This is a genomic window from Candidatus Pelagibacter sp. PS_10_02 (genome assembly GCF_059418005.1).
This window is the reverse complement of the sequence record NZ_CM182076.1, coordinates 253,667-277,533: the sequence shown is the minus strand read 5'-3', so window position 1 is coordinate 277,533 and position 23,867 is coordinate 253,667. Positions and strand designations below refer to the sequence as shown.

Genomic DNA, 23,867 nt, shown 5'->3' with positions numbered 1-23,867 from the left:
CAACAAAATAGCTTTCAACTAACTTATATTTTGATTAGGGGTGTTAATAAAAAAACAATCAATAATATCGCCTTTTTTAAATCTAGATTTACCTGCTGGCATTAAAGACCAGCTATTTGACTTAACAAATGATTTTATTCTAAAAGATTCTTGGCCCTGAAGTACCTCAACTTCAATTTTTCCATTTTTGGTTGTACTTAATTTACTTTTTACAAATCTGGTAAAATTCTTCTTCTTGTCAAAGCTATTTTTCAAAATTGCCTTTAATGGTTTTTCTGCATGGAGCTTTAAAATATATTCAATAAAGGGATAAACAAAAAATCTAAAACAAGCTGCAGATGAAATTGGATTTCCAGGTAACCCAAAAATTACTTTTTCTTTACCTTTAATTTTTGCAAACAATACTGGTTTACCTGGTCTAATGGCAACATTTTTAAAGTAGTTAGATAGTTTAAATGAATTTATAACACTTGGTATAAAATCAAATTTACCTGCTGACACCGCTCCTGAAGTAATCATAATATCTGTATCTGATTTCAACATTTGATTTATTTTAGATTTAAAAATTTTTTGATGATTATCTCTTAAAATTCCACCATTTTTAAAATTAAATAGAAAGTTGTTATTTAAATTATTTAAATAAGGACCATTAGAATTTCTCACTTGCCAAAAAGGAACATTGTCTTTATTTGATATTTCATTTCCAGTTGAAAAAAATGCAATATTAATTTTCTTTTTTACAGTAATATTTGTAATACCTAGTGTCTTAAATGCTAGTAAATGATTTGGTTTAATGATGTTATTTTTCTTTAACACTAATTCTTTTTTTTTATAATCTGATCCTTGAAATCTAACATGGTTATATTTTTTTATTTTTTGATTAACTAAAATATATTTTCTATTACTATTGCTTGGGTAAAAAATAATTTGCTCAATTGGAATGATTGTATCAAAACCTTTTGGGATAATTCCACCTGTCATAATTTCTACTGCTTCGTATTTATGAATCTTTTTCTTAAAAGGTTTGTTTCCTGCTGCAATAGAGCCAATAATTTTGAATTTTTGCTTAATACCTTTTTTTATATTATTTGTGTCTTTTGCATTAATTGCAAAACCATCAAATGCTGCATTGTTGCCTGCTGGATAATGAATGGGAGAATAAATATTTTCTGATAATATTCTATTTAATGAGTTTATACTTTTTATCTTTTCATCTTTTATTTTGATGACTCCTCTTTTTAAAATGTTTCTTGAGTTTTGATAACTAATCATTGCCTATCTTTGCTTTAGCTTTTTCTAAATCTTCTTTAGTATTAATATTAAAAAAAGGATCATCTTTTTCAAAGTCCATATTAATTACTTTAACACCAACGCTATTTGCCCAAACCTCTACTTTACGTTCTCCTTTATTTAAATCTTCCTCTAACTTATTCATCAATTCTAAAGACCATAACCCAAATATATTATGCCTGGTATTATTAGATTTGATAAAAAATAATTTACTTTCTCCAGGGTGAATTTCATTAAAAAAGTCTTTTAATATCTTATTTTTAAAGAATGGAGAATCTGTTGGGAAAGTTGAAACCCACTGATAATCTTTATTATTATCTTTAATCCACTTCATTGCAGTAAAAACTCCTCCTAAGGGTCCTAAATCTTTTTTAAAATCTTCAATAACCGAAATCTTATTAGATTTTTGAAAATCTATTGATTTGTTTGCAACAATTAGAATTTCTTTAAATTCTTCAATAATTTCAGATAGGATATAATCAATTAATAACTTATCAGCCAATTTTACTTGGGATTTATCCATGCCCAACCTTACCGATTTCCCTCCCGCTAGAACTGTGCCTAAAATCTTGCTATGATCCATTTACAAAATATAAAACATTAAAGTTTTAATTAAAGAAATATAATGGACCTTAGAATTTTAGAAATTGCTGCACATACTGAAAATAATAAAGCAGTTAGTAATTACACTCATAAATCTAAAAATAAGAACCCCTTATGTGGAGATGAAATGGAAATCAGTTTAATTGTCAAAAATGATATTGTGATAGATATGGGTTATCAATGTAAATCTTGTGTTTACTGCCAAGCATCTGTTAGCTTGCTCTCTAGACTAATTAAGAACAAGAAAATCGATGACATAAAATCTTTTATCTCATTAAGTGGCAATTTATTTGAGGGTACTAAAGCTTTATTAAGCAAAGAATGGAGAGATTTTAAAGAAATCCTAGATAAAAAAAATTTAGCAAGAAAAGAATGTTTGCTGTTACCCCTAAAAACAGTTTTAAAGGCTTTAAATTCTTAATGATAAAAATTACCAAACCTCTTTTACAAAAAGCAATAATTGCTGGTTTCTTTTCTACACTAACAATTGGGGTCTTAACGTTACTTACTTATAAAAGTACATTGGGATATTTTCTAGCTGGATCATTTGGCTCCTCAATGGTTTTATTATTTGGTTTTCCAGAAAGTCCTTTTGCTCAACCTAAAAATGTTTTTTTTGGTCATCTGTTAACTGCGGCTGTTGGGGTATTTTTTGTAAACTTTATTTCGTTACCTATTTATATCAATATTTCACTCGCAGTTGGTTTTGGAGTTTTTTTAATGATATTACTAAATGTTGTCCATCCTCCAGCAGGTGGTAATCCTATTATGGTTATAATTGGCAGCGCTTCTTATGAATATTTAATTAATCCAATAATCTTAGGCTGTATTATAATTTTATTATTAGCAATTATTGTTAATAAATTTATTCTAAAAAAAAATTATCCTTTAAAATAATTTATGAGCTCTAAATATAAAGTTTTGAAATATAATCTTAACAAATTTGAAAATATTGATGACTTAGTTTCAGTAGAAGAACCTTTAGAAATTTCTATAAAATATAAAGATAAAAATAATTGGATTACTAAAATTTTATCAATCACTATGCGAACACCTGGAAATGATAAAGATCTAGTTCGAGGTTTTTTATTTAATGAACAAATAATCACCAATATTAAAGATGTTGATTCAATTGAGAGTTATGGTGAAAAAGTTGGGCAATATAATATTCAAAATAAAATTTTAGCAACTGTGAATAACTCAAAAAATATTGATATCACAAAAATAAAAAGAGATTTTATAACAAATTCATCATGTGGGGTTTGTGGAAAATCTTCTTTAGATGCATTAGAAATTATTAAGTCAAATAAAACAGATCTAAATTTACCAAAGATAAGTAAAGAGATAATTATTCAATCACCCTCAATATTGAGAAAAAATCAGTCAGAATTTAGTAAAACTGGTGGAATACATGCGAGTGGATTATTTAATGCTAGCGGAGAATTAATCGACCTTAAGGAAGATGTGGGTCGTCATAATGCCTTGGACAAACTTATCGGCAGCACCCTTCTCGCTAGCCAAATAAATCCCTTAGATCAATTCATCACTTGCTCTGGGAGACTTAATTTTGAACTAGTTCAGAAAGTTTTAATGAATGATATTGGTATAATGATTGGGGTGGGTGCGCCAACAAGTCTTGCAATCGATTTAGCTAATAAATTTAACATAACTCTGATTGGTTTCGTAAAAAATGATAGTTTTAATATTTACACCAATACCAAAAAAGTTATTGTGGGCTAACTTAAAAAAAGGAAATTGTGTCAAAGAATATTAGTAATTTGTCGGGTAGAATTGGCTTAAAAAATAATTTATTTAAGCAACTTTCTGAAAACCTTTTAAGCGACAATCCTAAAGATATAAAAGATATAGCAAAACAACACAATTTAGGTGTTTCAACTCTTCATGGTGCTGAGAGTTTTTATGAATTTTTAAGACCTTCCCACAGAGAAAAGAAGGCTTTTGTATGCAATGGTAGTGCTTGTATGTGTGCTGGCACTCAAGATCAATTAAAGAAAACACTTAAAGAAAAGTTGGGTGATGATAAAGTTGGCGAAATGTTTTGTTTAGGACATTGTTATGAAAATAAAGCTTTTCATTATGATGGTGAAAACTACGCTGGTAATGACATTGAAAAAATAGATCAAATCTTAAATGGTGAAGAGATTAAACAAGAAAAATTTTTTTCAAAAAGTTATGCAACGACAAGCTTCTTAATGGATGAAAAACTTTCTTCCTTTGATCAATTTAAAGATCAGTTAAATAACTTTTTAAAAACTGACAAAAAAAAAATAATTAAATCTCTTTTGGATTCTAATTTAACTGGCAGAGGTGGAGCGGGATTTCCAACGGGGATGAAATGGGATTTTTGCAGCAAAGCAAAGGGTGATAAAAAATATGTCATTTGTAATGCTGACGAAGGTGACTCAGGTGCATTCTCAGATAGATATTTATTAGAAGATCAACCTTTAAAAGTTATTTTTGGAATGGTCATTTGTGGAATGGTTATTGGTAGTGATGAAGGAGTTTTATATATAAGAGGTGAGTATCCAAAATCTATTGAGGCGATCAATGGATGTATTAACGAATTAAAAAAGTTAAATTTATTAGGTGAAAATATATTGGGAACAGATTTTTCATTTGATCTTGGTATTTGTATTGGTCAAGGTGCTTATATTTGTGGTGAAGAAACTGCACTCATTGCCTCAATTGAAGGTAGAAGAGCAGAAGTAGATGTTAGACCTCCTTTTCCAGTAACAGAGGGTTTATATAAAAAACCAACAGTAGTTAACAATGTTGAAACATTAGCCGCTGTGGCTGGTATTTTAATAAATGGACCTGAAAAATTTTCTTCAATAGGTAATAAAAAATCTGCTGGAACAAAACTTGTTTGCCTTGATAGTTTTTTTAACAACCCTGGTGTTTATGAAATTGATATGGGAACACCAATGAATAAAATATTTAATGAAATTGGAGGTGGTTATACAAAACCTGTTAAGGCCTTTCAAATTGGTGGACCTTTAGGTGGTGTGATCCCTTTAGGTGAGATTGATAATTTAAATTTAGATTTTCAAGAGTTTACAGCAAAAGGTTTTATGCTTGGACATGCAAGTGTTGTTAGTATTCCAAAGGATTTTCCAATGGTTGAGTATATTCATCATTTATTTGAATTTTCAGCAGAAGAATCTTGTGGAAAATGTTTCCCCGGCAGACTTGGTTCTTACCGAGGAAAAGAAATGTTTGACCAAGCCAAAAGTGGTACTGCTAAAATACCCCTTAAATTACTCAATGAATTACTAGTAACTATGCAAAAAGGTTGTTTGTGTGCACTTTGTGGAGCAATCCCTACCCCAATAATGAATATTCTTAAATACTTTGGTGATGAAATGAAAAATGATATAGTCAAGGATAATTAATGAGCTCTGAAAAAAGAAAAATAGCCTATATAGATGGAAAACCGCATGAAATAAGTGCAAATCACACTTCTATTTTAAAATTTGTTAAAAGCTACTTTGGTGAAAAAAAAGTTCCTACTTTATGTGATGATCCTAATTTAGCTCCATATGGTGCTTGTCGTGTTTGTTCGGTTGAAGTTGCGTTAGAAAAAGATGGTCCAACTAAAATTGTAGCCTCTTGTCATACGCCAGTAGTTGAAAATCAACATATCTTTACTTCTAATGAAGCATTAACAAGCCTTAGAAAAAATATTGTCGAACTAGTTTTAACTGACCACCCAATGGAATGTGGAACTTGTGAAGTAAATAATAATTGCGAACTTCAAGATGTCGCAAATGACTTAGGTATATCAGATCATAGATATAACAGTCCAAAGCAACACAAGGGCATTACTAAAGATACATCTCACGATTATATGAGAATGAATTTAGACAATTGTATTAACTGTGGAAGATGTGTTCGTGCTTGTGACGAAATTCAAGGATCTTTTGTTTTAACAATGAGTGGTAGAGGATTTGAATCTAAAATTACAACTGACAACGATGCTTTGTTTGGAGATTCGTCTTGTGTATCTTGTGGTGCTTGTGCACACACGTGTCCAACAGATGCTATCTCTGATGTTTTCCAATCAAAATCTGTTGCTGTAGATGAAAAAGTTAGAACTACTTGCTCTTACTGTGGCGTTGGATGTAATTTAGAAGCATCAATTAAAGATAATAAAGTTGTTGCAATTTCTACCCCTAAAGAATCTGAAGTTAACGCAGGTCACACTTGTATTAAAGGAAGATATGCATTTGGATTTTACGATCATCCAGATAGGTTAAAAACTCCTTTAATTAAAAGAAATGGAAAATTTGAAGAAGCTTCATGGGATGAAGCATATGACTTTATTAAAAAAGAATTAAATAGAATTACAAAAGAAAATGGTCCTGATGCTGTAGCTGGAATTTCTTCTGCAAGATGTACTAATGAAGAAAATTATGTATTTCAAAAAATGATTAGAGCTGCAATTGGAACTAATAATATTGATTGTTGTGCAAGAATTTGTCATTCACCAACAGCTTGGGGAATGCAACAAACTTTTGGAACTGGTGCTGCAACTAATTCTACAGAAGATATTTATCACGCAGATTTATTTATGGTTATAGGAGCAAATCCTACAAATGCTCACCCAGTTACTGGAGCAAAAATTAAACAACAAGTAATGAAAGGAAAAAAACTAATAGTTTTAGATCCTATTACTACTGAATTAGCAAAACTTGCTGATTATCATATTAAACTTAGACCAGGAACAAATGTGGCTGTTTTAAATATGATGTTACATTTTATATTAAAAGCAAACCTTCATGATAAAGATTTTGTTAGAGATAGAACTGAAGGTTTTGCAAATTTCATTAAAGAAATTGAAAGACAAGATATGGATCATCTAGCGAAAGTTGCTGGTGTTGATAAACAGTTAGTTAAAGAAGCAGCAATTGCTTATGCGACAGCTAAAAACTCTATGGAATTCCACGGTTTAGGAGTTACTGAACAAGAACAAGGATCTAAGACTGTGATGTTAATTGCTGATCTTGCAATGATTACTGGAAATATTGGTAGAAAAGGTGTTGGAGTTAACCCATTAAGAGGACAAAATAATGTCCAAGGTGCAGCTGACATGGGTTGTCAACCTCATCAAGGAGCTGGTTACTTTGAAGTAGCTGATGAAAAAGTTCAAAATTTCTACACTGAAAAATATGGAGTAGTTCACCCAACCAAAGCAGGATTAAAAATTCCAGAAATGTTTGATGGGGCTATTAATAAAGAAGTTAAAGCAGTCTGGATTATTGGAGAAGATATTGTTCAAACAGATCCAAATAGTGCACATGTGGTTCAGGCAATGAACTCATTAGAATTATTAGTAGTTCAAGAAATTTTTATGAGTGAGACTGCAAAACTTGCAACAGTAGTATTACCTGGAACAACTTTCTTAGAAAAAAATGGAACCTTTACTAATACCGAAAGAAGAATTCAAAGAGTTAATCGAGCCGTTCCTCCATTACCTGGTACTAAAACTGATGGAACAATTGTAACAGACATGATGCAAAAATTAGGCTTTGACCAACCTGAATACGACGCTGATCAAGTTCTAGCAGAAATAGCTGATGTCGTTCCTTTCTTTAAAGGTGTAACAAGAGAAAGACTTGGCAAAATGGGATTACAGTGGCCAGTTCAAGAAGATGGAACAGACACTCAAATTTTACACCAAGAAACTTTCAAACTTGGAAAAGGACGTCTTAAAAATTTTGATTGGAAAGAGTCTACAGAAATTGAAACTAATAAAAAAGAATATCCATTAATCTTAACAACTAGTAGAGTTCTACAACATTACAATGCTGCGACGATGACAAGACGTACAAGTAACATCAATATAGTTTCTGAAGATTTATTATTAGTTCACCCAAATGATGCTAATAAAAGAGAGTTAAATACAGGTGATATAGCAAGACTTTATTCTGGACGAGGAGAAGTTGCTCTAAAAGTAGAGGTTACAGATAAAGTTAAAGAAGGCATAGTATTCACAACATTCCATTTTCCAGAACATATGGTCAATATGGTAACCGGTCATGGTAAAGATGAAGAAACAATGTGTGCAGAATACAAAGTTTCAGCAGTTGAAGTTCAAAAAATCTCAAACCAATTTAAAACTGAAATCAAACCAAAAGAAAATCAAGCAGAAGTTAATTAATCGATAAAATGACAATTGGTTGGCATTTCGACAATAGTTATTCAAGATTATCAAAAACATTCAAAGAAAATATCAACCCTGTTGCTGTAAACGCACCAGAAATATTAATATTAAATATAGATCTAGCAAATAAATTAGATCTAGATTTTTCAAATGTTAATGATAGCGATTTATCAAAAATTTTTTCAGGAAATATGTTGCCTGAAGGATCTAACTCTATAGCACAAGCTTACGCTGGTCACCAATTTGGCCATTTTACAATGCTTGGTGATGGAAGAGCCGTTTTGATTGGCGAACACTTAACCAAAAATAATGAACGATTTGATATACAGTTTAAAGGTTCTGGTATAACTCCATTCTCACGCAGTGGTGATGGTAGGGCTGTTTTAGGCCCTATGTTGAGAGAATATATAATAAGTGAAGCAATGCATTTTTTAAAAATACCTACTACTAGAAGTTTAGCAGTAGTTAAAACTGGTGAAGATGTGGTTAGGGAACAAATTTTACAAGGTGCAATTCTTACAAGGGTAGCCTTAGGCCATCTAAGAGTTGGAACATTTCAATACATTGCTGCAAAACAAAATATTAGAGATTTAGAAATCTTAATTAATTACACAATTGAAAAGTACTACCCCAATATAAAATCATCAAAGAATAAAGCATTAGACTTACTAAATGTTTTAATCGAAAAACAAACCCAACTTGTAATTGATTGGATGCGTGTTGGTTTTATTCATGGGGTTATGAATACTGACAATATGTCTATATCTGGTGAAACAATAGATTATGGTCCTTGTGCCTTTATGGATGTTTATGATCCTAAAACAGTTTTTAGTTCAATAGATCAACTAGGTAGGTATGCCTATGATAATCAACCAAAAATTACCAAATGGAATTTAACAAGATTTGCTGAATGTCTAATTCCTCTTATTAGTAAAAATGAAGATGAAGCAATTAAATTAGCCTCAGAAGCTTTAGATAAGTTTGAACAAAATTACGAAACAAAATGGTTAAATATGATGAGAGATAAACTTGGGTTATATGGTGAAGATAAAGAAGATAAAAATTTAATTATGGAATTATTAAATTGGATGTATGAAAAAGAAGTAGATTATACAAATACTTTTATTTTTTTGATGAATAAGGCAATTAAAAATTCTGAAGTTTATGATAATGCCGACTTTGATTTATGGAAAACTAAATGGATGAAAAGATTAGTAATGTTTGGTAACACTCATGATAAATCTTTGGTTTTAATGAGTTCTTCTAACCCAATGGTAATACCTCGTAATCACAAAATTGAAGAGGCTTTAATATTAGCTAATAATGGTGATTTAACCTTATTTAATAAATTAACTGAAATTTTAAAAGATCCATATCAGGTTAATGAAAATGATTTAGAATTAATGTCCCCTGCTCCTCATAGTCATGTGAAGTATCAAACTTTTTGTGGAACTTAATTTTTTATAAAACGTATGGTTCTGGTCTAGCATTATTACCAAGAACTCTTTCAACAGAAAAATCACTAATATCAATCGTTTGATAAGATCCTGTAGAAATTAATTCAGTTAATGCTCTTCCTATTCCAGGGGCTTGCATTAATCCTCTGCCTGTAAACCCTGAGGCCATATATACATTTTCATATTTAGGGTGTTTGCCTACCACGGCGTTGTTATCTAATTTATTACAATCATAATAACCAGCCCATCCACCAGTTAATTTTAATTCTTCAAAAGCAGGAATTCTTTGTGCTAATGCAGGCCATACTAATTCCTCAAAATCATTCCAAGCTGGTTCTAAATCAGTAGCATCAAATACTGAATTAGGTGAACCTGCTAAATACTCTCCACCCTCAGGTCTCCAGTAAACTCCTGTTGTTAAATCTCCCGTTAATGGCATTTCTTTAATATACTTAGGGCATTTAACTCTAAAAACTGTGTGTTTTTGTGGAACCACTGGAATATCTTTTAATAATTCTTTAGTCCAACATCCTGCTGCCGATATAATTGTTTTAGCTTTGATATCAGAAATATTTTTTACTTCACCTTTAATAAATTCAGCACCTAATTCAATTGCTTTACTTTTTAAAGCACTATGAAACATGAAAGGATCAATCCATCCCTCACTTTGATTGTCAGTATAAGTTGCTGTTTCAATACCTTCACTATTTATATAAGGAAATATTTTTGATAGTTCAGAACCTTTGATATTTTTAGTTCCAGCATCACAAGCTTCATGATTTTTTAAGGCTTCATATTGTTCCTCGGCATGCTCTGAACCAAACATTAACAAGTAGCCATTTGTAACCATGCTTGCTGTAGGGTTTGGATTTTTTTCAGTTTTAAGTAATTCTGGTATTTGAAAGATAAATTCTCTAGCAAACTTTCCAAGTAATATGTTTTCTTTTTGAAAAAACTGTCTTCTAAATCCACCAAGTGACAATGGGAAAGAAGCTGTTTTATAAGTTGGGTCTCTTTCTATAACTTTTACTTTTCTACCTTCTTTAGATAAAAAATAAGCTGTAGCAGTTCCTATAATTCCACCACCTACTATTACAACATCATCCATAGTTTTATTTTAATTTAATATGATTAAACTTACATTAAGAATTAATGCAAAGAGACACCAAAGTAAATAAGGAATCATTAAATAATAACTGTACAAGTTGACACGCTTAAATCTAATTATGAGAATAATTATCAATAAGATTAAAATTACCAATACAATCATGGCTAAAACAATTTTATGAAAAACAAAAAAAACTATACTCCAAGTTGTATTAAAGATTAAATGAATGAAATAGATGTAAATAGTGTTCATGTCTCTATTTTTACTGTGCCAAAATTTCCAGATAGCAATTGTCATAAAAAAATAAAGTGTTGTCCAAACTGGTGCAAAAATCCAATCTGGTGGATTAAATGAAGGTTTGATGATTAAAGAATACCAAGGCTCTTTAAAACCTACTGTAGCGAAACCTCCTATTGTGGATGCAGAAAAAGTTACAAGCGCAAATAATAAAAAAGATAAGAATTTATTTTTTAACATATTTCTATTATACAATAGAATATGGAAGAAAAAAAGTTATTTGGATAACTGGTGCAAGTAGTGGAATTGGTAAAGCTCTTGCAATCAAATTTGCAGAAAATGGGTGGGTAGTTGCTGCATCTGCAAGACGTGAAAATTTATTAAATGAACTTAAAAAAATTAATCAAAATATATTTCCTTTTCCTTTGGATGTTACTAAAGTCGATTCATGTAAATTAGTTGCAAAAGATATAATCAAACAATTAAATAGTATTGATATATGTGTGTTCGGTACTGGCATGCATGATCCAAAATCAGAGAAAAAATTTAATTTAGATAAGATAAGAGAAATAATGGAAGTTAATTATTTTGGAACAATGAATTCAATTAATTCAATCTATGATTATTTTTCTGAGAAAAAAAATGGCCAAATATCTATAATTTCTTCTGTTGCGGGCTACAGAGGATTACCTGCAGCTGGGGCATATTGTGCTTCAAAATCAGCACTTACCAGCTTTGCTGAAAGTTTAAACTTTGATATGAGAATGAAGAATGTACGAGTTTCATTAATCAGTCCTGGTTTCATAAAAACACCTATGACTGATCAAAATGATTTTCCAATGCCCATGATTAAAACCCCAGAATTTGCTGCTGAGGAAATTTATAAAGGATTAGTAATCAAAAAAAGTTTTGAAATACATTTCCCAAAAGCCTTTACTTATTTTTTAAAATTTCTTCAAATGCTACCTAGTAGTTTATATTTTAAGCTAGTTGCTAGAGGCATGAAGAAAATTGATTATTAATTTTTTTTAAAGAAAACAGTCAATTCTCCAACTTTAAAGCCGAATTTTGTAAGTGTGGCACGATTAATTGCAACATCCTCATCCTGTTTAAAAATCCAATCATCAAAAGAAACTTTAATATTCTTTCCTTTAAATGGGACCATTAAATCATATTCAAATTTAAAAGCTGATCCATATTGATAGCCTTTAGCTGTACCCACTACATCAGGTGCCGTACCTTCATAGTAATTTTGATCAATCTTTTTTATTTTCCATATTCGATTTTGTTTTTCTCCATCTGTCCAATAAAAATCTTCTTTAAGAGTTAAAATATCTCCTTCAAAACTACCCTTCATATCTGCTTTAAATTGTCTAGTAACCTTACCACTACGGTCTTGTAATAGACCCCATGCTTTAACCGGACCATCAAAGTATTGCTCTATAGTCATAGTTGGTTTTGTATTTTTGAAATCTGTAGGCTTCATAGAGTTATTGTTTATACAACTTGCTGTAAAGAATAAAGCAATTATTAACACTGTTAATCTAGTTATATTAAAGTTTATCATGTATCTCCTATTGTTATTTATTTTGTAGTGAAAATTGAATTAAGTCTATATTTTTTGATTTAAACCCAGCTTCACAATATGAAAGATAAAATTCCCACATTTTTTTAAATTTTAAATCAAAGCCTTGTTTTTTAATTAAGTCCCATTTTTTATTAAATATTTCTCTCCAAATAATCAAAGTCTCCGAGTAATGGTTGGCATATGAATTATACTCATTAAATTTTAATCCATTTTTATCAACATAATTTTGTAATTCACTTTTTGAAGGCAAAAAACCACCTGGGAAAATATATTTTTGAATAAAGTCTTCTTTATTTTTGTATCGGTCAAATAACTGGTCATCGATAGTTATTGCTTGAATACCAGCCGTGCCAGAAGGTAACAAATTATTTTTAATAGTATTAAAATAACTATTCAAGTAATCTTGACCTACCGCTTCTATCATTTCAATTGATGCAATATGGTGATACTTAGCTTTCAAATCTCTATAATCTTTTAATTCTATATTAACTTTTTCGTTTAACCCGTATTTGTGAATTCTTTCTTTAGCAAATTCAAATTGCCTTTGAGAAATGGTTATACAATCTAACTTAACATCGTAATTAGTGCCTAAGTACTCAGCAAAACCTCCCCAACCACATCCAATCTCTAGCACTCTACTCCCACTTGATGGTTGCAAAAGGTCTATTAATTTTTGATATTTATTTTTTTGTGCTTCAAATAAATCTTGATCAGGTTCTTTAAATATTGCACTTGAATAAGTTAACGATTTATCTAGCCATAAAGAAAAGAAATCATTACCAAGGTCATAATGCCTTGCAATATTCTCTTTACTTCTAGTTTTAGTATTTTTAACAAACTTTCTCTTTATATAATTAATAATAGTTAAATCTAGAATCCCTGAAAACTTGTAAATGATATCTATGTTACGAGCAGTTAATTCAATTAAATCTGAAAGGTTATTTGTTGTAAAAAATCCTTTCATATAAGATTCGCCTAATCCTATGCTTCCACTCTTGATCAGGTTATAAATGAAACTTTTATCTTTAATTTCTAATGAAACTTTTAAACTTTCATTTGGATCCCCAAACTTAAGGACTTCACCATTCATTTTTATAACCTCAAGATATCCATGCTTAATATTTTTCAATAAGCTAAATACAATTAAATCTGACAGTTTATAAATGAGCATTAATTTTCTATTGTAATATTATTTTTAATTTTAATTTTTTTTTGAATAAGCTTTATCTTTTTTATCCACAATTTAAATGCCTCAAAATGTATCGCCACGATAACTTTAAATGTCATTAATGGGTGCTTTAAGTAAGACTTGATTAAAGATGCATTATTTAATTCACTTTTAATCCCATCTTGAGATGCATAAAGAATTTTACCCTCTGGGTCTTGTACATCAATTATTACTGAAATTTTATTTCCAGGTTTTAATATTCTAAAAAAATAAACACAATTCATATTTATAAAAGGTGAAACATGAAATTTCTTTTTACAAATTTGCTGTACTAAATTTTCATTTTTATTAACTTTAAAGATATAAACGTGTTGTTCACCAAATGTATTTTTAACTTCATGCATGATTGATATAAGGTTTGATTTATTATCATATATATAAAAGACACTTAAAGGATTAAAAACATAACCGAATATTCTTGGATAACATAAAAGTTTAATTTGTACGTCTTCATACTCTTGATTGTTTTTTTTTAGATTATCTTTAACCCAATCTTCAACTAGGCTGCCATCTCTTGGTCCATGGTCTACATCAAAAAAACTAACGATATTGAATTTATTATATGAAAATATTTTTAAATTTTTTTGTAATGTATCTAACTCAGCAAGATCAATTAGTAATGAAAATACTTTATATTTAAAACTATGAATGGTTGGCTTGAATCTTTTGTGTATTACAGAGCCTGTATAAATATATGAGTTTTTAATCATTAAGTTTTTTTAGCATTTCAATAGAAGATTTTATTCCATCTTCATGAAAACCATAGCCAAAATAACTTCCACAAAACAATATATTTTCTTTATTTTGAATTTTATGTAGTTCACCTTGATTTAGTAATGCCTCTGCATCGTAATAGGGATGAGTAAACGATACCTTTTTAAAGAATTTTTCAACAGGTATTTCCTTAAATGGATTTAAGGTTAAAAAAATATTTCTATCAATCTCTAGGTTTTGCAACTGATTTAACCAATAGGTAACTGAGGTCTTTTCAATATTATTTGGATCCATTGAAGAGTTCCATGAACACCAAGCTTTCTTATTTTTTGGCATAACGCTCTCATCAAAATGAATAACGGCAATATTACTTTTATATTTAAAATTTTTTAAAATTAATTCCTCTTCTGGTGTTGGACTATCTATAATATTTAACACTTCATCTGCATGGGTTGCAATTACAACTTTGTCATAATCAAAGAATTCATTTTCTTCACCATAAAAAACTTTAATACCTGTACTTTTTCTGGTTATTTTATTAATGTTATAATTTTTGAAATGTTGACCACTGATTTTTGAAATTATTTTATCAACATATGTTTTGCTCCGATTTGCAACCGTATACCATTGTGGTCTATTTTTTATTTTAAACAATCCATGGTTTTTAAAAAAACTTAAAAAGAACGTCAGAGGCATCTGTGAGGCTTCATAGGGGGGCATTGACCAAATTGCTGAAACCATAGGAATAATATGATAATTTATAAAATAATCTGAAATTTTTATTTCTTTAAGATAATTTCCTAGTGTTGTGGATTGTATTTTTGCAATATCCAATTTTTCACAGTTTTTATAAAAGCTAAGAATTTCAAAAAACATTTTGATAAATTTTAAATTAAATAAATTTTGTTTATTTGAAAAAATTCCTTTTAACCCTTTGCCACAGTATTCAATATTAGTGCCCTCAACAGTAACAGAAAATGACATATCACTTTTTTCTATTGCAATTTTATTTTCAGAAAAAAAATTGATTAGATTTGGGTAGGTATTTTTGTTAAACACCATAAATCCAATATCTACAGCTATTTCTTTGTTTTGTCCGTAATCAACTTTTATTGTATTTGCGTGACCACCAAACTGATTTTCTTTTTCAAATAAATCAACTTTATGTTTTTTAGATAAATAATATGCTGCACTTAAACCTGATATGCCAGCTCCAACTACAGCAATTTTCATTTTATGATATTTTTATTATGCTGCTGTCTCTTCGTATTCATCCATTGAAGGACATGTACAAAATAAGTTTTTATCTCCATAAACATTATCTACTCTAGCAACTGGAGGCCAAAACTTAAATGATCTTAAAAATTCAGAAGGATAAGCTGCCTCTTCTCTTTCATATTTATGATCCCATGTATTTGAAGCTAATTCAACGTGTGTATGTGGCGCATTCTTTAACGGATTATCTAATTTATCAAATGCACCTGATTTAATCTTATCTATTTCTTGTTTAATCTTAATCAGAGTATCGCAAAACCTATCAATCTCCTCTAAGCTTTCACTTTCTGTGGGCTCAATCATCATCGTTCCTGCAACAGGCCAAGACATAGTAGGTGCATGAAAACCATAATCTATTAATCGTTTTGCAATGTCTTCCTCTGTTATTCCTGTTTCAGTTTTTATTTGCCTGATATCAATAATACATTCATGTGCAACGTTGCCATTTTTGCCTTTGTATAAAATAGGAAAAGAGCTGTTTAATTTATAGGCAATGTAATTAGCATTTAAAATTGCAACTTCTGATGCCTTTCTCAAACCTTCCGATCCCATCATCTTCATGTACATCCAAGATATAGAAAGAATACTTGAACTACCCCAGGGAGCTGCAGAAATTGCACCTACACCTGTTGCTGGTCCACAATCTTTTACAACTGAGTGGTTAGGCAGAAATTTTTCTAAATGTTTTTTACAAGCGATCGGTCCCATTCCAGGTCCACCTCCACCATGAGGTATACAAAAAGTTTTATGTAAATTTATATGACAAACATCAGGTCCAAATTTCCCAGGCTTTGCTATTCCAACAAGTGCATTTAGATTGGCACCATCCATATAAACTTGTCCACCGTTACTATGTACAAGTTCACAAATATCTACTATCTTTTCTTCAAAGACACCATGTGTCGAAGGATAAGTAACCATCAATGCTGCTAGATTATCTTTATGTTTTTCAACTTTATTTTTTAAATCTTCAAAATCTACATTTCCATGACTATCACAACTGACAACTACAACTTTCATGCCAACCATTTGAGCACTAGCAGGATTTGTTCCATGTGCCGAACTTGGAATTAAACATATGTTTCTATTATGATCTCCATTGTTTTCATGAAATTTTCTAATCACCATAAGTCCTGCGAACTCTCCTTGAGCTCCAGCATTAGGTTGTAAAGATACACCTGAAAACCCAGTTATTGAACGTAGCCAATTTTTTAAATCAGTAAATAATGTTCTATACCCTTCCATCTGCTCTAAAGGTGCAAATGGATGTGGTTCTGAAAATTCTCTCCAAGTAACTGGAATCATTTCAGCAACTGCATTTAATTTCATTGTACATGATCCAAGAGCAATCATTGATCTGTTCAATGCTATATCAGAATCTTCTAGTCTTTTAAGATATCTCAACATATCTGTTTCTGAATGATAACTATTAAACACTTTGTGTTGTAAAAATTTAGAAGTTCTTAATAATTTTTTAGGAATATTAGTTAAACTTTCATTCATCTCTTCTTTGATAGTTTCTGAACAATTAAAAACTTTAAGCAATTGGTTAGCACGATAAACATTTTTCTTTTCATCAAATGAAACTGCTAACATTTCAGAGTTTACTTTTCTTATGTTGATATTTTCTCTTAGTGCATTGTTATAAATACTGTCAGTTTTATCTAAAGTTTTGATAGTAACTGTATCAAAGAAGTGTTCTGAGTATAATTCATAGCCTGTCTGCTTTAACTTGTCTGAAAAGTTTTTTGCTAATTGAGAAGTGTTGTTAGCAATTTTAAGAATTCCCTCTGGCCCATGATAAACTGCATAGGCTGCAGACACTATTGCTAATAAAGCTTGAGCTGTACAAATGTTACTTGTTGCTTTGTCTCTCCTTATATGTTGTTCACGAGTTTGTAGTGCAAGTCTGTATGCTTTTTTGCCATGACGATCTACCGATACCCCTATAATTCTTCCTGGCATTGATCTTTTATACTCGTCTTTTGTTGCAAAAAATGCTGCATGGGGTCCACCGTAACCCATTGGAATTCCAAAACGTTGTGAGCTTCCAACTGCTATATCTGCGCCAAGTTCAGCAGGTGTTTTTAGTTTGGCTAACGCAAGTAAATCACAAATTAAAACTGCCTTACCTTTATTCCTATGAATTTGACTAATCGCTTCACTTGGATCTTTAATATCACCTAAAGTTCCAGGATATTGAATAATACCACAAACAATTTCACCTTTGATATCTTTATATTCATCTCCAACAATAACCTCTAAACCCATAGGTACAGCTCTTGTTTTAATAACATCGACAGTTTGAGGGTGACAATCTTTTGATACAAATACTTTATTACTTTCATTTTTACTAACTCTGTAACTTAGTCCAACAGCTTCAGCTGCCGCAGTACCTTCATCAAGTAAAGAGGCGTTAGCTATATCCATTCCTGTAAAATCAATAATCATTTGTTGGAAATTTAAAAGCATTTCCAATCTACCTTGGGCTACTTCAGGTTGATATGGAGTATACGATGTATACCAACCTGGATTTTCTAAAATATTTCTAAGAATTACATGTGGAGTAAAAGTTCCATAATACCCCATACCTATAAAGTTTGAATTAATTATATTTTTTTTTGAAATTTCTTTTAGTTTTCTTAAAGCTTCATATTCTGAATTAGGCTCACCAATTTCAAGACTTTCTTTAAGTAAGATTTTTTCTGGAACTGTTTTGTTTATTAGTTCGTCCAAATTTTTAAACCCTAATTCTTTGAGCATAAAATTTTGCTCAGTATCAGATGGTCCAATATGTCTTTTAATAAAATCTTTTTGTGAAGCTTTAAGCATTTTTAATTACCACTTTCTTTTGCAAATTTATCGTATTCTTCTTTATTCATTAGAGTATCCAGCTCTGTCTTATCTTTAATTTTAAGCTTAAAAAACCAAGCTTCATTTTCTGGATCACTATTTATTTTACCTGGGTCATCAACAATTGCTTGATTGTTTTCAACTACTTCTCCAGAAACTGGGGTATAAACATCACTTGCAGCTTTTGTAGATTCAACCACTCCCGCATTACCATCTTTTTCAACATTTGATCCTAGTTCAGGAAGTTCAACAAAAACAATATCTCCCAACATTTCTGTTGCATGTTGTGTAATCCCTATTGTGGCTATATCACCATCCATTTTAATCCATTCATGTTCTTTTGAAAATTTTACATCACTCATTAGTTTGCTCCTTTCACATAGCTTTTTTTATAAAATGGTAATTTACATATTTTAGCTGGGTATTTTTTACCTCTAACTTCTAATAAAATCTTTGTATCTAATTTAGCATACTCACTTTGCACATAACCAAGTGTAATTGGTTTTTGTATGCTTGGTCCAAAAGTTCCACTTGTTATTTCTCCTATAACTTCATTATTCTCATTAAACACTTTTGTTTTTTCTCGAGCTATAATTCTTTCTTCAGGAGCAATGCCCACTCTTAATTTTTTAGTTCCTGATTTTATCTGACTATCAATTTTATCAAACCCTCTGAAACCACCATTTTCTAACCTTTTTTTAGAGATTGCCCATTTAAGATTTGCCTCAATTGGTGTTGTCTCTAAATCAATATCATGGCCATATAAACAAAGACCTGCTTCCAATCTTAAGGTATCTCTTGCACCCAAACCTATTAATTTTGCCCCTTTTAGTATTAAATTTTTAACTAAATCTTCTACTTTGTTATTGCCTATTGAAATTTCAAAACCATCTTCACCTGTATATCCAGATCTTGTTATATAAACTTTATCATTTAAATAATTAAACCAATCACCATTCATAAAATTAAGATTATCAGGACCTGCAATGACTTCTTTTAAGATATTAACAGCTTTAGGGCCCTGAATAGCAATGAGCGATAAATCAGAATTTAAAACCATTTCATATTTATTATTTAATAATTTTGCTATGATTTGATAATCTTCGTTTTTACAAGCTGCATTCAAAATAATATTGTATCCTCCTTCTACTTTTGTGATAATCAAATCATCATGAATAAAGGCTTCTTCATTCATTAAGAAACTATACTTGCTTTGATTTAAGGAGATATTTTTGAAATCTAAGGGAAAAATTTTTTCTAAATCCGCAGTTAATTCCTCACCACCTTTAATAAAAAGTTGTCCCATGTGAGAAACATCAAATAAACCTGCATCTGATCTTGTATATTTATGTTCCTCTACAATGCCTTCGGGATATTGTATCGGCATTTGATACCCAGCGAATGGAACAAACTTAGCTCCATGCTTTTGATGTAAACTGTAAAGTGCGGTTTTTAAAATATTCATATTAACTCACTGTACCCATCTGTATGTTTGCCTGAGAGTTTTATTCCGTCGGCGAGAACTTAATCTCTTTCCAGAGTTAATATGTTACGGTCCTTTTGCCTGAGAGATTCCTGGGTGGTTGCTCCTTCGGCAGCTAATATAGCCTTCTCCCGTTAATCATAGTATAGATTAATTTTAAATAATTACAACAAAGAATTAACTATTATTTATTCGTACTTACTTGTTAAGTGATTATAAATTATAAATAAAAGGTCATGTATTATTCTAAAATAAATTGTAAGATCGAACTTTATTGATGATTTTCCTGAAATTGAATAGATGCAAGGAACTAATTGGGGGTAAATTTTTTTTTTTTTAAAATCAGTAAAAATTCTAAGTCAAAAAGAAAGCCATTAGTTTTTACTTTTTTAAAATTTTTTTTCAGTGAAGAGTCAAATCCCTTTAAGCCTGCCTGAGTATCTTTTAAATTGGTTAGTGCAAAAAGTCTAAAAAATAAATTTAATATATGTCCAACTAAAATTCTATAAAAAATGTAAAAGCTTTTTTTTTTGATTTTGAGTTTACTCCTTTCATCTTTACGATTTATTATAACTAAATTATTATCATTAAGAGTTCTAAAAAATAATCTTAATGATTTAAAATAAGGTATATCAGAGTCTATTAAAACAACCTTCTCAGATTTTTTATTTAATAAACTGATACCTCTTTTAACTGAGTATCCTTTTCCTTTATTTAATTTGTTTTTAATTAATTTTATATTTTTAATTTTTTTTTTATAAATAGATAATTCTCTAAATGTCAAATCCGTACTTCCATCATCAATCAAAATTATTTCCCATTTAGAAATAAATATGAAATAGTTTAATTCTCTAATTAATTTATCTAAATTGTAAGAAATATTTTTTTCTTGGTTTTTGACTGGAATTATTATTGAATAAAATTTTTTCATTTATCTAAAAATTATGTTCTTAAAAGATATTAATATAACAAATATGACATTAATTAAATAAACAGGTTATAATAATAATTTAATGAAAAGGAAAATTTTTATATTTGGTCATAGTGGATATATAGGGTCTTACTTGTTAAAATTTTTAGATAATAAAGACTATGATGTTTTTGGGTACAAAATACCTAGACCTGATGGCAATGATTTAGACAATTTTTATAAGAATTTCATTGAGAATTTTTTGAGTACCAATAAAAATATATTTTGTATAATAAATTCTGCTGGAAGCATAAACTGTGAAACTAAAGAAGAGTATTTTTTTAACTCAAGATTTGATGTAATTTTTCAAAAACTAATTACTGAAAAAAAATTAAATCTAAAATATTTAAGTTTTAATTCTACAAAAGTTTTTACTAATAGTTTGGATAATTACGCTTTATCTAAAAAAGAACTTAATAATCATTTTGATAAAAGAAATCAATTTTATACTTTATATATAGATTTAGTATTTCAAGAAAATTCTCCACATTTTAAAACTATCAAAAATAAAATTGAAAATATGAAATTATTTTTTATTCCAGTTTTTTTTCCAGGTAAAAACTTTTATCCAATCGATCTAGATAAATTTGCAAATACAATTAAAGAAATTATCATAAAAGATTTTAAAGTTAATAAATTTATTATAATAGGTGATAAAAAGATTTATTTTCATGAATTAATTGAACATGTTAATAAAGTGTCAAATATAAATAGAAAAATCTTGTATATACCAAGTAAGTTGATTAATTGTTTTCCATTATTTATAAAAAAAATATTATTAAAATCTAAGTCTTTTCAACAATATGAAAATCATGATTGGCTTAAAGATATAGATACAAAAAAATTTTTAATTAGAAAGCAAAATAATAAATTTTAAATGAGTGCTATTGTTATCGGTTCTGGAATTACTGGATCAAATGTTGCTTTGTCATTATTAGAAAAAGGTGAAAGTGTTGAATTATGGGATTTTGGTAAAAAAGAAAATTTAAACACAATCAATAGTGCAAATTTTATAGATTTTAAAAAAAATTTAGAACATTCTGTAGAAAATTTAATTGGGGCAAGAAATAATCAATTTCCAAATCCTTATAATCAAAAACTTTTTCAAATACCACCGCTAAGAAATTTTATTTTAGATAAACAACAAGTTAATAATGAAATTTCTAATTTAAAGAATTTTGATATTTATCAATCATTTAATAAAGGTGGTTTAGCAAATGGATGGGGAGCTAATTGTATACCTTATAATGAAACTGATGTGCAGGATTGGGGTATTGACTATAAAAAATTTTCTTTGTCACAAAAAAAAATATTTAAAGAACTTAACGTTTCAAATATAAATGATAATATTAATATTAACTTTAATATTGTAAATTATGGCGAAGAGTCATCAATTATTTTAGATAATCGAGATGATTATTTTTTGAAAAAATTTACCCAAAATTATGAATTTTTTAAGGATCAAAAATTTGAAATTGGTAAATCTAGATTGGCTATTAAGAATTCAAATACTGAAGATAGCTGTAAACTTACCTCTAGGTGTCTATGGGGATGTCCTCAAAATGCTATATATAATCCTATCCATTCTACCTTAAAAAAATGTAAGTCTTTTGATAAGTTTAAATATTTTGATAATCGTAAAGTATCTCATTTTAAAGTTAAAGACTCTAAGATTGATAAAATTGTTTTTTTTGAAGACTCAACACTTAAAATAAAAAAAAATAATAGCAAAATATTTTTATGTGCTGGCGCAGTACAATCAGGAATCATTTTCAACAAAACATGTACAAATAATAATATTAATCTAAATAGACTTACCACTGGTTTGATGGATACAAAAAAAGTCAAGATTGTTTACCTTTTACCTAAAATGATTGGTAAAAAAATTAGCTATAAATCTATTCAATTTAATAGGCTAGTTGGTGCGATGAATGAAATATATGAAAATAGAAATGAATATATTCATCTAGAATTTTTACATCTAAACTCTTTATTTTATCAACCACTAATTAATAATTTACCATTACCATTGAGGTTATCTAAGGATATATTTTATAAATTTTATTCATCACTTGGTGTGTGTACATATTTTTTACCTGATACTTTAAATGACTATAATAAGATTCGGGTTAACAAACGTAATGAAATCGAAATTAATTATACTGAAAATAAAGAAAAATTATTATTAGACAAAAAAATTGAAAAAAGAATAAAAAAATATTTGTTAAAAATGTCAGCAATTCCAATTAAAACAATTAGATATGACTCTGGGGCCGCCATACATTATGCTGGTACAATACCAATGGGTACAAATGATAAATTCCCAGTCAATACAATTGGACAGGTAAAATTTATTAATAATTTGATAGTCGCTGATGCATCTATTATTCCTAGATTATCTAGCAAACCAGTGAGTGTTAATGCTGCTAGTCTTGGCAGATATATTGTTTATAAAAATACATAACACATATGAATAAGATTTTTACTATTACTGCTACAGAATATTCAAAATATGTGAAATATTTTTCTTTAATGGATAACTCTCAATTATTAGAAATAGCTAACTTTAAAGTTAAAAATTATTTAAAAGATAATTCTATTTCAAATATAGATCTATTTTTAGAAAGCTGTAATTGTTATTATTATGATATTTTTTATTTAGATTTTTTTTCTAAATTTTTTTTTAAAAAATCATTTATTAGATTCAAATTTAATTTAATAGTTGCACTGCATGAGTCAGATTATGAAAATTTCAATAATATGGTTAATAATTCTACAATTACTAAAATCTTATTGGATATTTTAAAGTTTGTATTTATTTTTATTACATCACCATTATGGTTAATATATAAATTATTAAAATCAAAAATTAAGTAA

The 23,867-nt window shown here is 29.0% G+C and carries 22 protein-coding genes and 1 riboswitch; of the genes, 10 read left to right on the top strand and 12 right to left on the bottom strand.

Annotation, left to right across the window (positions count from 1 at the left end):
• Positions 1–18: 18 nt before the first annotated feature.
• Both AC5SL1_RS01475 and AC5SL1_RS01470 read right to left on the bottom strand, forming a co-directional pair.
• A complete protein-coding gene (locus AC5SL1_RS01475) occupies positions 19–1,272 on the bottom strand; it encodes a molybdopterin molybdotransferase MoeA (protein ID WP_494600026.1) in 1,254 nt (417 codons plus the stop codon).
• Complete coding sequence (locus AC5SL1_RS01470) at positions 1,265–1,873, bottom strand: molybdenum cofactor guanylyltransferase (protein ID WP_494580293.1); 609 nt, start codon at positions 1,871–1,873, stop codon at positions 1,265–1,267. Before AC5SL1_RS01470 ends, AC5SL1_RS01475 begins: the two co-directional genes overlap by 8 nt.
• Before the next feature lie 42 nt (positions 1,874–1,915).
• On the opposite strand from AC5SL1_RS01470, the gene AC5SL1_RS01465 reads away from it, so the two are divergent.
• From AC5SL1_RS01465 to AC5SL1_RS01440, 6 genes are read left to right on the top strand one after another with little or no spacing between them, the layout of a single operon-like run.
• Positions 1,916–2,314: an iron-sulfur cluster assembly scaffold protein gene (locus tag AC5SL1_RS01465; protein ID WP_271517159.1), complete on the top strand. Its 399-nt coding sequence runs from the start codon at positions 1,916–1,918 to the stop codon at positions 2,312–2,314.
• On the top strand, positions 2,314–2,790 hold the full coding sequence (locus tag AC5SL1_RS01460) for an HPP family protein (RefSeq protein ID WP_494600025.1): 477 nt from the start codon (positions 2,314–2,316) through the stop codon (positions 2,788–2,790). Before AC5SL1_RS01465 ends, AC5SL1_RS01460 begins: the two co-directional genes overlap by 1 nt.
• A 3-nt stretch (positions 2,791–2,793) precedes the next feature.
• Positions 2,794–3,633 (top strand): formate dehydrogenase accessory sulfurtransferase FdhD, encoded by an 840-nt coding sequence (gene fdhD, locus AC5SL1_RS01455; RefSeq protein WP_494600024.1) that lies wholly within the window; start codon positions 2,794–2,796, stop codon positions 3,631–3,633.
• A 17-nt stretch (positions 3,634–3,650) separates the two neighbouring features.
• On the top strand, positions 3,651–5,306 hold the full coding sequence (locus AC5SL1_RS01450) for an NADH-ubiquinone oxidoreductase-F iron-sulfur binding region domain-containing protein (RefSeq protein ID WP_494600023.1): 1,656 nt from the start codon (positions 3,651–3,653) through the stop codon (positions 5,304–5,306).
• A complete protein-coding gene (gene fdhF / locus AC5SL1_RS01445) occupies positions 5,306–8,074 on the top strand; it encodes a formate dehydrogenase subunit alpha (RefSeq protein WP_494600022.1) in 2,769 nt (922 codons plus the stop codon). The genes AC5SL1_RS01450 and fdhF overlap by 1 nt, the downstream gene beginning before the upstream one ends.
• 8 nt (positions 8,075–8,082) lie before the next feature.
• Positions 8,083–9,534, top strand: coding sequence for a protein adenylyltransferase SelO (locus tag AC5SL1_RS01440; protein ID WP_494600021.1), 1,452 nt, complete (start codon positions 8,083–8,085; stop codon positions 9,532–9,534).
• A 4-nt stretch (positions 9,535–9,538) separates the two neighbouring features.
• Here AC5SL1_RS01440 and AC5SL1_RS01435 read toward each other — a convergent pair whose 3' ends face one another.
• Both AC5SL1_RS01435 and AC5SL1_RS01430 read right to left on the bottom strand, forming a co-directional pair.
• On the bottom strand, positions 9,539–10,642 hold the full coding sequence (locus AC5SL1_RS01435) for an NAD(P)/FAD-dependent oxidoreductase (protein ID WP_494600020.1): 1,104 nt from the start codon (positions 10,640–10,642) through the stop codon (positions 9,539–9,541).
• A 9-nt stretch (positions 10,643–10,651) separates the two neighbouring features.
• Positions 10,652–11,119 carry a TspO/MBR family protein gene (locus AC5SL1_RS01430; protein ID WP_494600019.1) on the bottom strand — a complete coding sequence of 156 codons (468 nt, stop codon included), beginning with the start codon at positions 11,117–11,119 and terminating at the stop codon, positions 10,652–10,654.
• Between AC5SL1_RS01430 and AC5SL1_RS01425 the strand changes: the two genes are divergently transcribed.
• Positions 11,062–11,901, top strand: a complete 840-nt coding sequence (locus AC5SL1_RS01425; protein WP_494600018.1) for an SDR family NAD(P)-dependent oxidoreductase — start codon at positions 11,062–11,064, stop codon at positions 11,899–11,901. The two genes, AC5SL1_RS01430 and AC5SL1_RS01425, sit on opposite strands and share 58 nt — an antisense overlap.
• Here AC5SL1_RS01425 and AC5SL1_RS01420 read toward each other — a convergent pair.
• The 8 genes from AC5SL1_RS01420 to AC5SL1_RS01385 form a co-directional block, all read right to left on the bottom strand.
• A complete protein-coding gene (locus AC5SL1_RS01420; RefSeq protein WP_494600017.1) occupies positions 11,898–12,446 on the bottom strand; it encodes a DUF3833 domain-containing protein in 549 nt (182 codons plus the stop codon). The genes AC5SL1_RS01425 and AC5SL1_RS01420 overlap by 4 nt on opposite strands.
• A 13-nt stretch (positions 12,447–12,459) precedes the next feature.
• Positions 12,460–13,638: a class I SAM-dependent methyltransferase gene (locus AC5SL1_RS01415; protein ID WP_494600016.1), complete on the bottom strand. Its 1,179-nt coding sequence runs from the start codon at positions 13,636–13,638 to the stop codon at positions 12,460–12,462.
• On the bottom strand, positions 13,638–14,405 hold the full coding sequence (locus AC5SL1_RS01410; RefSeq protein ID WP_494600015.1) for a DUF1365 domain-containing protein: 768 nt from the start codon (positions 14,403–14,405) through the stop codon (positions 13,638–13,640). Before AC5SL1_RS01410 ends, AC5SL1_RS01415 begins: the two co-directional genes overlap by 1 nt.
• Positions 14,398–15,642 carry an NAD(P)/FAD-dependent oxidoreductase gene (locus AC5SL1_RS01405; protein WP_494600014.1) on the bottom strand — a complete coding sequence of 415 codons (1,245 nt, stop codon included), beginning with the start codon at positions 15,640–15,642 and terminating at the stop codon, positions 14,398–14,400. The genes AC5SL1_RS01410 and AC5SL1_RS01405 overlap by 8 nt, the downstream gene beginning before the upstream one ends.
• Positions 15,643–15,657: 15 nt before the next feature.
• Positions 15,658–18,516: an aminomethyl-transferring glycine dehydrogenase gene (gene gcvP / locus AC5SL1_RS01400; RefSeq protein ID WP_494600013.1), complete on the bottom strand. Its 2,859-nt coding sequence runs from the start codon at positions 18,514–18,516 to the stop codon at positions 15,658–15,660.
• A gap of 2 nt (positions 18,517–18,518) precedes the next feature.
• On the bottom strand, positions 18,519–18,899 hold the full coding sequence (gene gcvH / locus AC5SL1_RS01395) for a glycine cleavage system protein GcvH (RefSeq protein WP_494600012.1): 381 nt from the start codon (positions 18,897–18,899) through the stop codon (positions 18,519–18,521).
• Positions 18,899–20,002 carry a glycine cleavage system aminomethyltransferase GcvT gene (gene gcvT, locus AC5SL1_RS01390; protein WP_494600011.1) on the bottom strand — a complete coding sequence of 368 codons (1,104 nt, stop codon included), beginning with the start codon at positions 20,000–20,002 and terminating at the stop codon, positions 18,899–18,901. The genes gcvH and gcvT overlap by 1 nt, the downstream gene beginning before the upstream one ends.
• A 77-nt stretch (positions 20,003–20,079) precedes the next feature.
• A riboswitch (glycine riboswitch) is annotated at positions 20,080–20,164 on the bottom strand.
• 166 nt (positions 20,165–20,330) lie between these two features.
• The gene (locus tag AC5SL1_RS01385; RefSeq protein ID WP_494600010.1) at positions 20,331–20,951 is read right to left on the bottom strand and encodes a glycosyltransferase family 2 protein; all 621 of its coding nucleotides are present in this window, start codon (positions 20,949–20,951) and stop codon (positions 20,331–20,333) included.
• Between the two features lie 82 nt (positions 20,952–21,033).
• Between AC5SL1_RS01385 and AC5SL1_RS01380 the strand changes: the two genes are divergently transcribed.
• The 3 genes from AC5SL1_RS01380 to AC5SL1_RS01370 are packed head-to-tail and all read left to right on the top strand — an operon-like array spanning position 21,034 to position 23,867.
• Positions 21,034–21,867, top strand: a complete 834-nt coding sequence (locus tag AC5SL1_RS01380) for an NAD-dependent epimerase/dehydratase family protein (protein WP_494600009.1) — start codon at positions 21,034–21,036, stop codon at positions 21,865–21,867.
• A complete protein-coding gene (locus AC5SL1_RS01375) occupies positions 21,868–23,454 on the top strand; it encodes a GMC oxidoreductase (protein ID WP_494600008.1) in 1,587 nt (528 codons plus the stop codon).
• Between the two features lie 5 nt (positions 23,455–23,459).
• Positions 23,460–23,867: a hypothetical protein gene (locus AC5SL1_RS01370; protein ID WP_494600007.1), complete on the top strand. Its 408-nt coding sequence runs from the start codon at positions 23,460–23,462 to the stop codon at positions 23,865–23,867.

Bases quoted from the DNA above. Each gene is read 5' to 3' on its own strand.
- AC5SL1_RS01370 (WP_494600007.1), top strand. From the start codon at position 23,460: ATGAATAAGATTTTTACTATTACTGCTACAGAATATTCAAAATATGTG.
- fdhD (WP_494600024.1), top strand. From the start codon at position 2,794: ATGAGCTCTAAATATAAAGTTTTGAAATATAATCTTAACAAATTTGAA.
- AC5SL1_RS01375 (WP_494600008.1), top strand. From the start codon at position 21,868: ATGAGTGCTATTGTTATCGGTTCTGGAATTACTGGATCAAATGTTGCT.
- AC5SL1_RS01465 (WP_271517159.1), top strand. From the start codon at position 1,916: ATGGACCTTAGAATTTTAGAAATTGCTGCACATACTGAAAATAATAAA.
- AC5SL1_RS01425 (WP_494600018.1), top strand. From the start codon at position 11,062: ATGCAGAAAAAGTTACAAGCGCAAATAATAAAAAAGATAAGAATTTAT.
- AC5SL1_RS01410 (WP_494600015.1), bottom strand. From the start codon at position 14,405: ATGATTAAAAACTCATATATTTATACAGGCTCTGTAATACACAAAAGA.
- AC5SL1_RS01470 (WP_494580293.1), bottom strand. From the start codon at position 1,873: ATGGATCATAGCAAGATTTTAGGCACAGTTCTAGCGGGAGGGAAATCG.
- AC5SL1_RS01460 (WP_494600025.1), top strand. From the start codon at position 2,314: ATGATAAAAATTACCAAACCTCTTTTACAAAAAGCAATAATTGCTGGT.
- AC5SL1_RS01405 (WP_494600014.1), bottom strand. From the start codon at position 15,642: ATGAAAATTGCTGTAGTTGGAGCTGGCATATCAGGTTTAAGTGCAGCA.
- fdhF (WP_494600022.1), top strand. From the start codon at position 5,306: ATGAGCTCTGAAAAAAGAAAAATAGCCTATATAGATGGAAAACCGCAT.
- gcvT (WP_494600011.1), bottom strand. From the start codon at position 20,002: ATGAATATTTTAAAAACCGCACTTTACAGTTTACATCAAAAGCATGGA.
- AC5SL1_RS01385 (WP_494600010.1), bottom strand. From the start codon at position 20,951: ATGAAAAAATTTTATTCAATAATAATTCCAGTCAAAAACCAAGAAAAA.
- AC5SL1_RS01380 (WP_494600009.1), top strand. From the start codon at position 21,034: ATGAAAAGGAAAATTTTTATATTTGGTCATAGTGGATATATAGGGTCT.
- AC5SL1_RS01435 (WP_494600020.1), bottom strand. From the start codon at position 10,642: ATGGATGATGTTGTAATAGTAGGTGGTGGAATTATAGGAACTGCTACA.
- AC5SL1_RS01475 (WP_494600026.1), bottom strand. From the start codon at position 1,272: ATGATTAGTTATCAAAACTCAAGAAACATTTTAAAAAGAGGAGTCATC.
- gcvH (WP_494600012.1), bottom strand. From the start codon at position 18,899: ATGAGTGATGTAAAATTTTCAAAAGAACATGAATGGATTAAAATGGAT.
- AC5SL1_RS01430 (WP_494600019.1), bottom strand. From the start codon at position 11,119: ATGTTAAAAAATAAATTCTTATCTTTTTTATTATTTGCGCTTGTAACT.
- AC5SL1_RS01440 (WP_494600021.1), top strand. From the start codon at position 8,083: ATGACAATTGGTTGGCATTTCGACAATAGTTATTCAAGATTATCAAAA.
- AC5SL1_RS01420 (WP_494600017.1), bottom strand. From the start codon at position 12,446: ATGATAAACTTTAATATAACTAGATTAACAGTGTTAATAATTGCTTTA.
- AC5SL1_RS01415 (WP_494600016.1), bottom strand. From the start codon at position 13,638: ATGCTCATTTATAAACTGTCAGATTTAATTGTATTTAGCTTATTGAAA.
- gcvP (WP_494600013.1), bottom strand. From the start codon at position 18,516: ATGCTTAAAGCTTCACAAAAAGATTTTATTAAAAGACATATTGGACCA.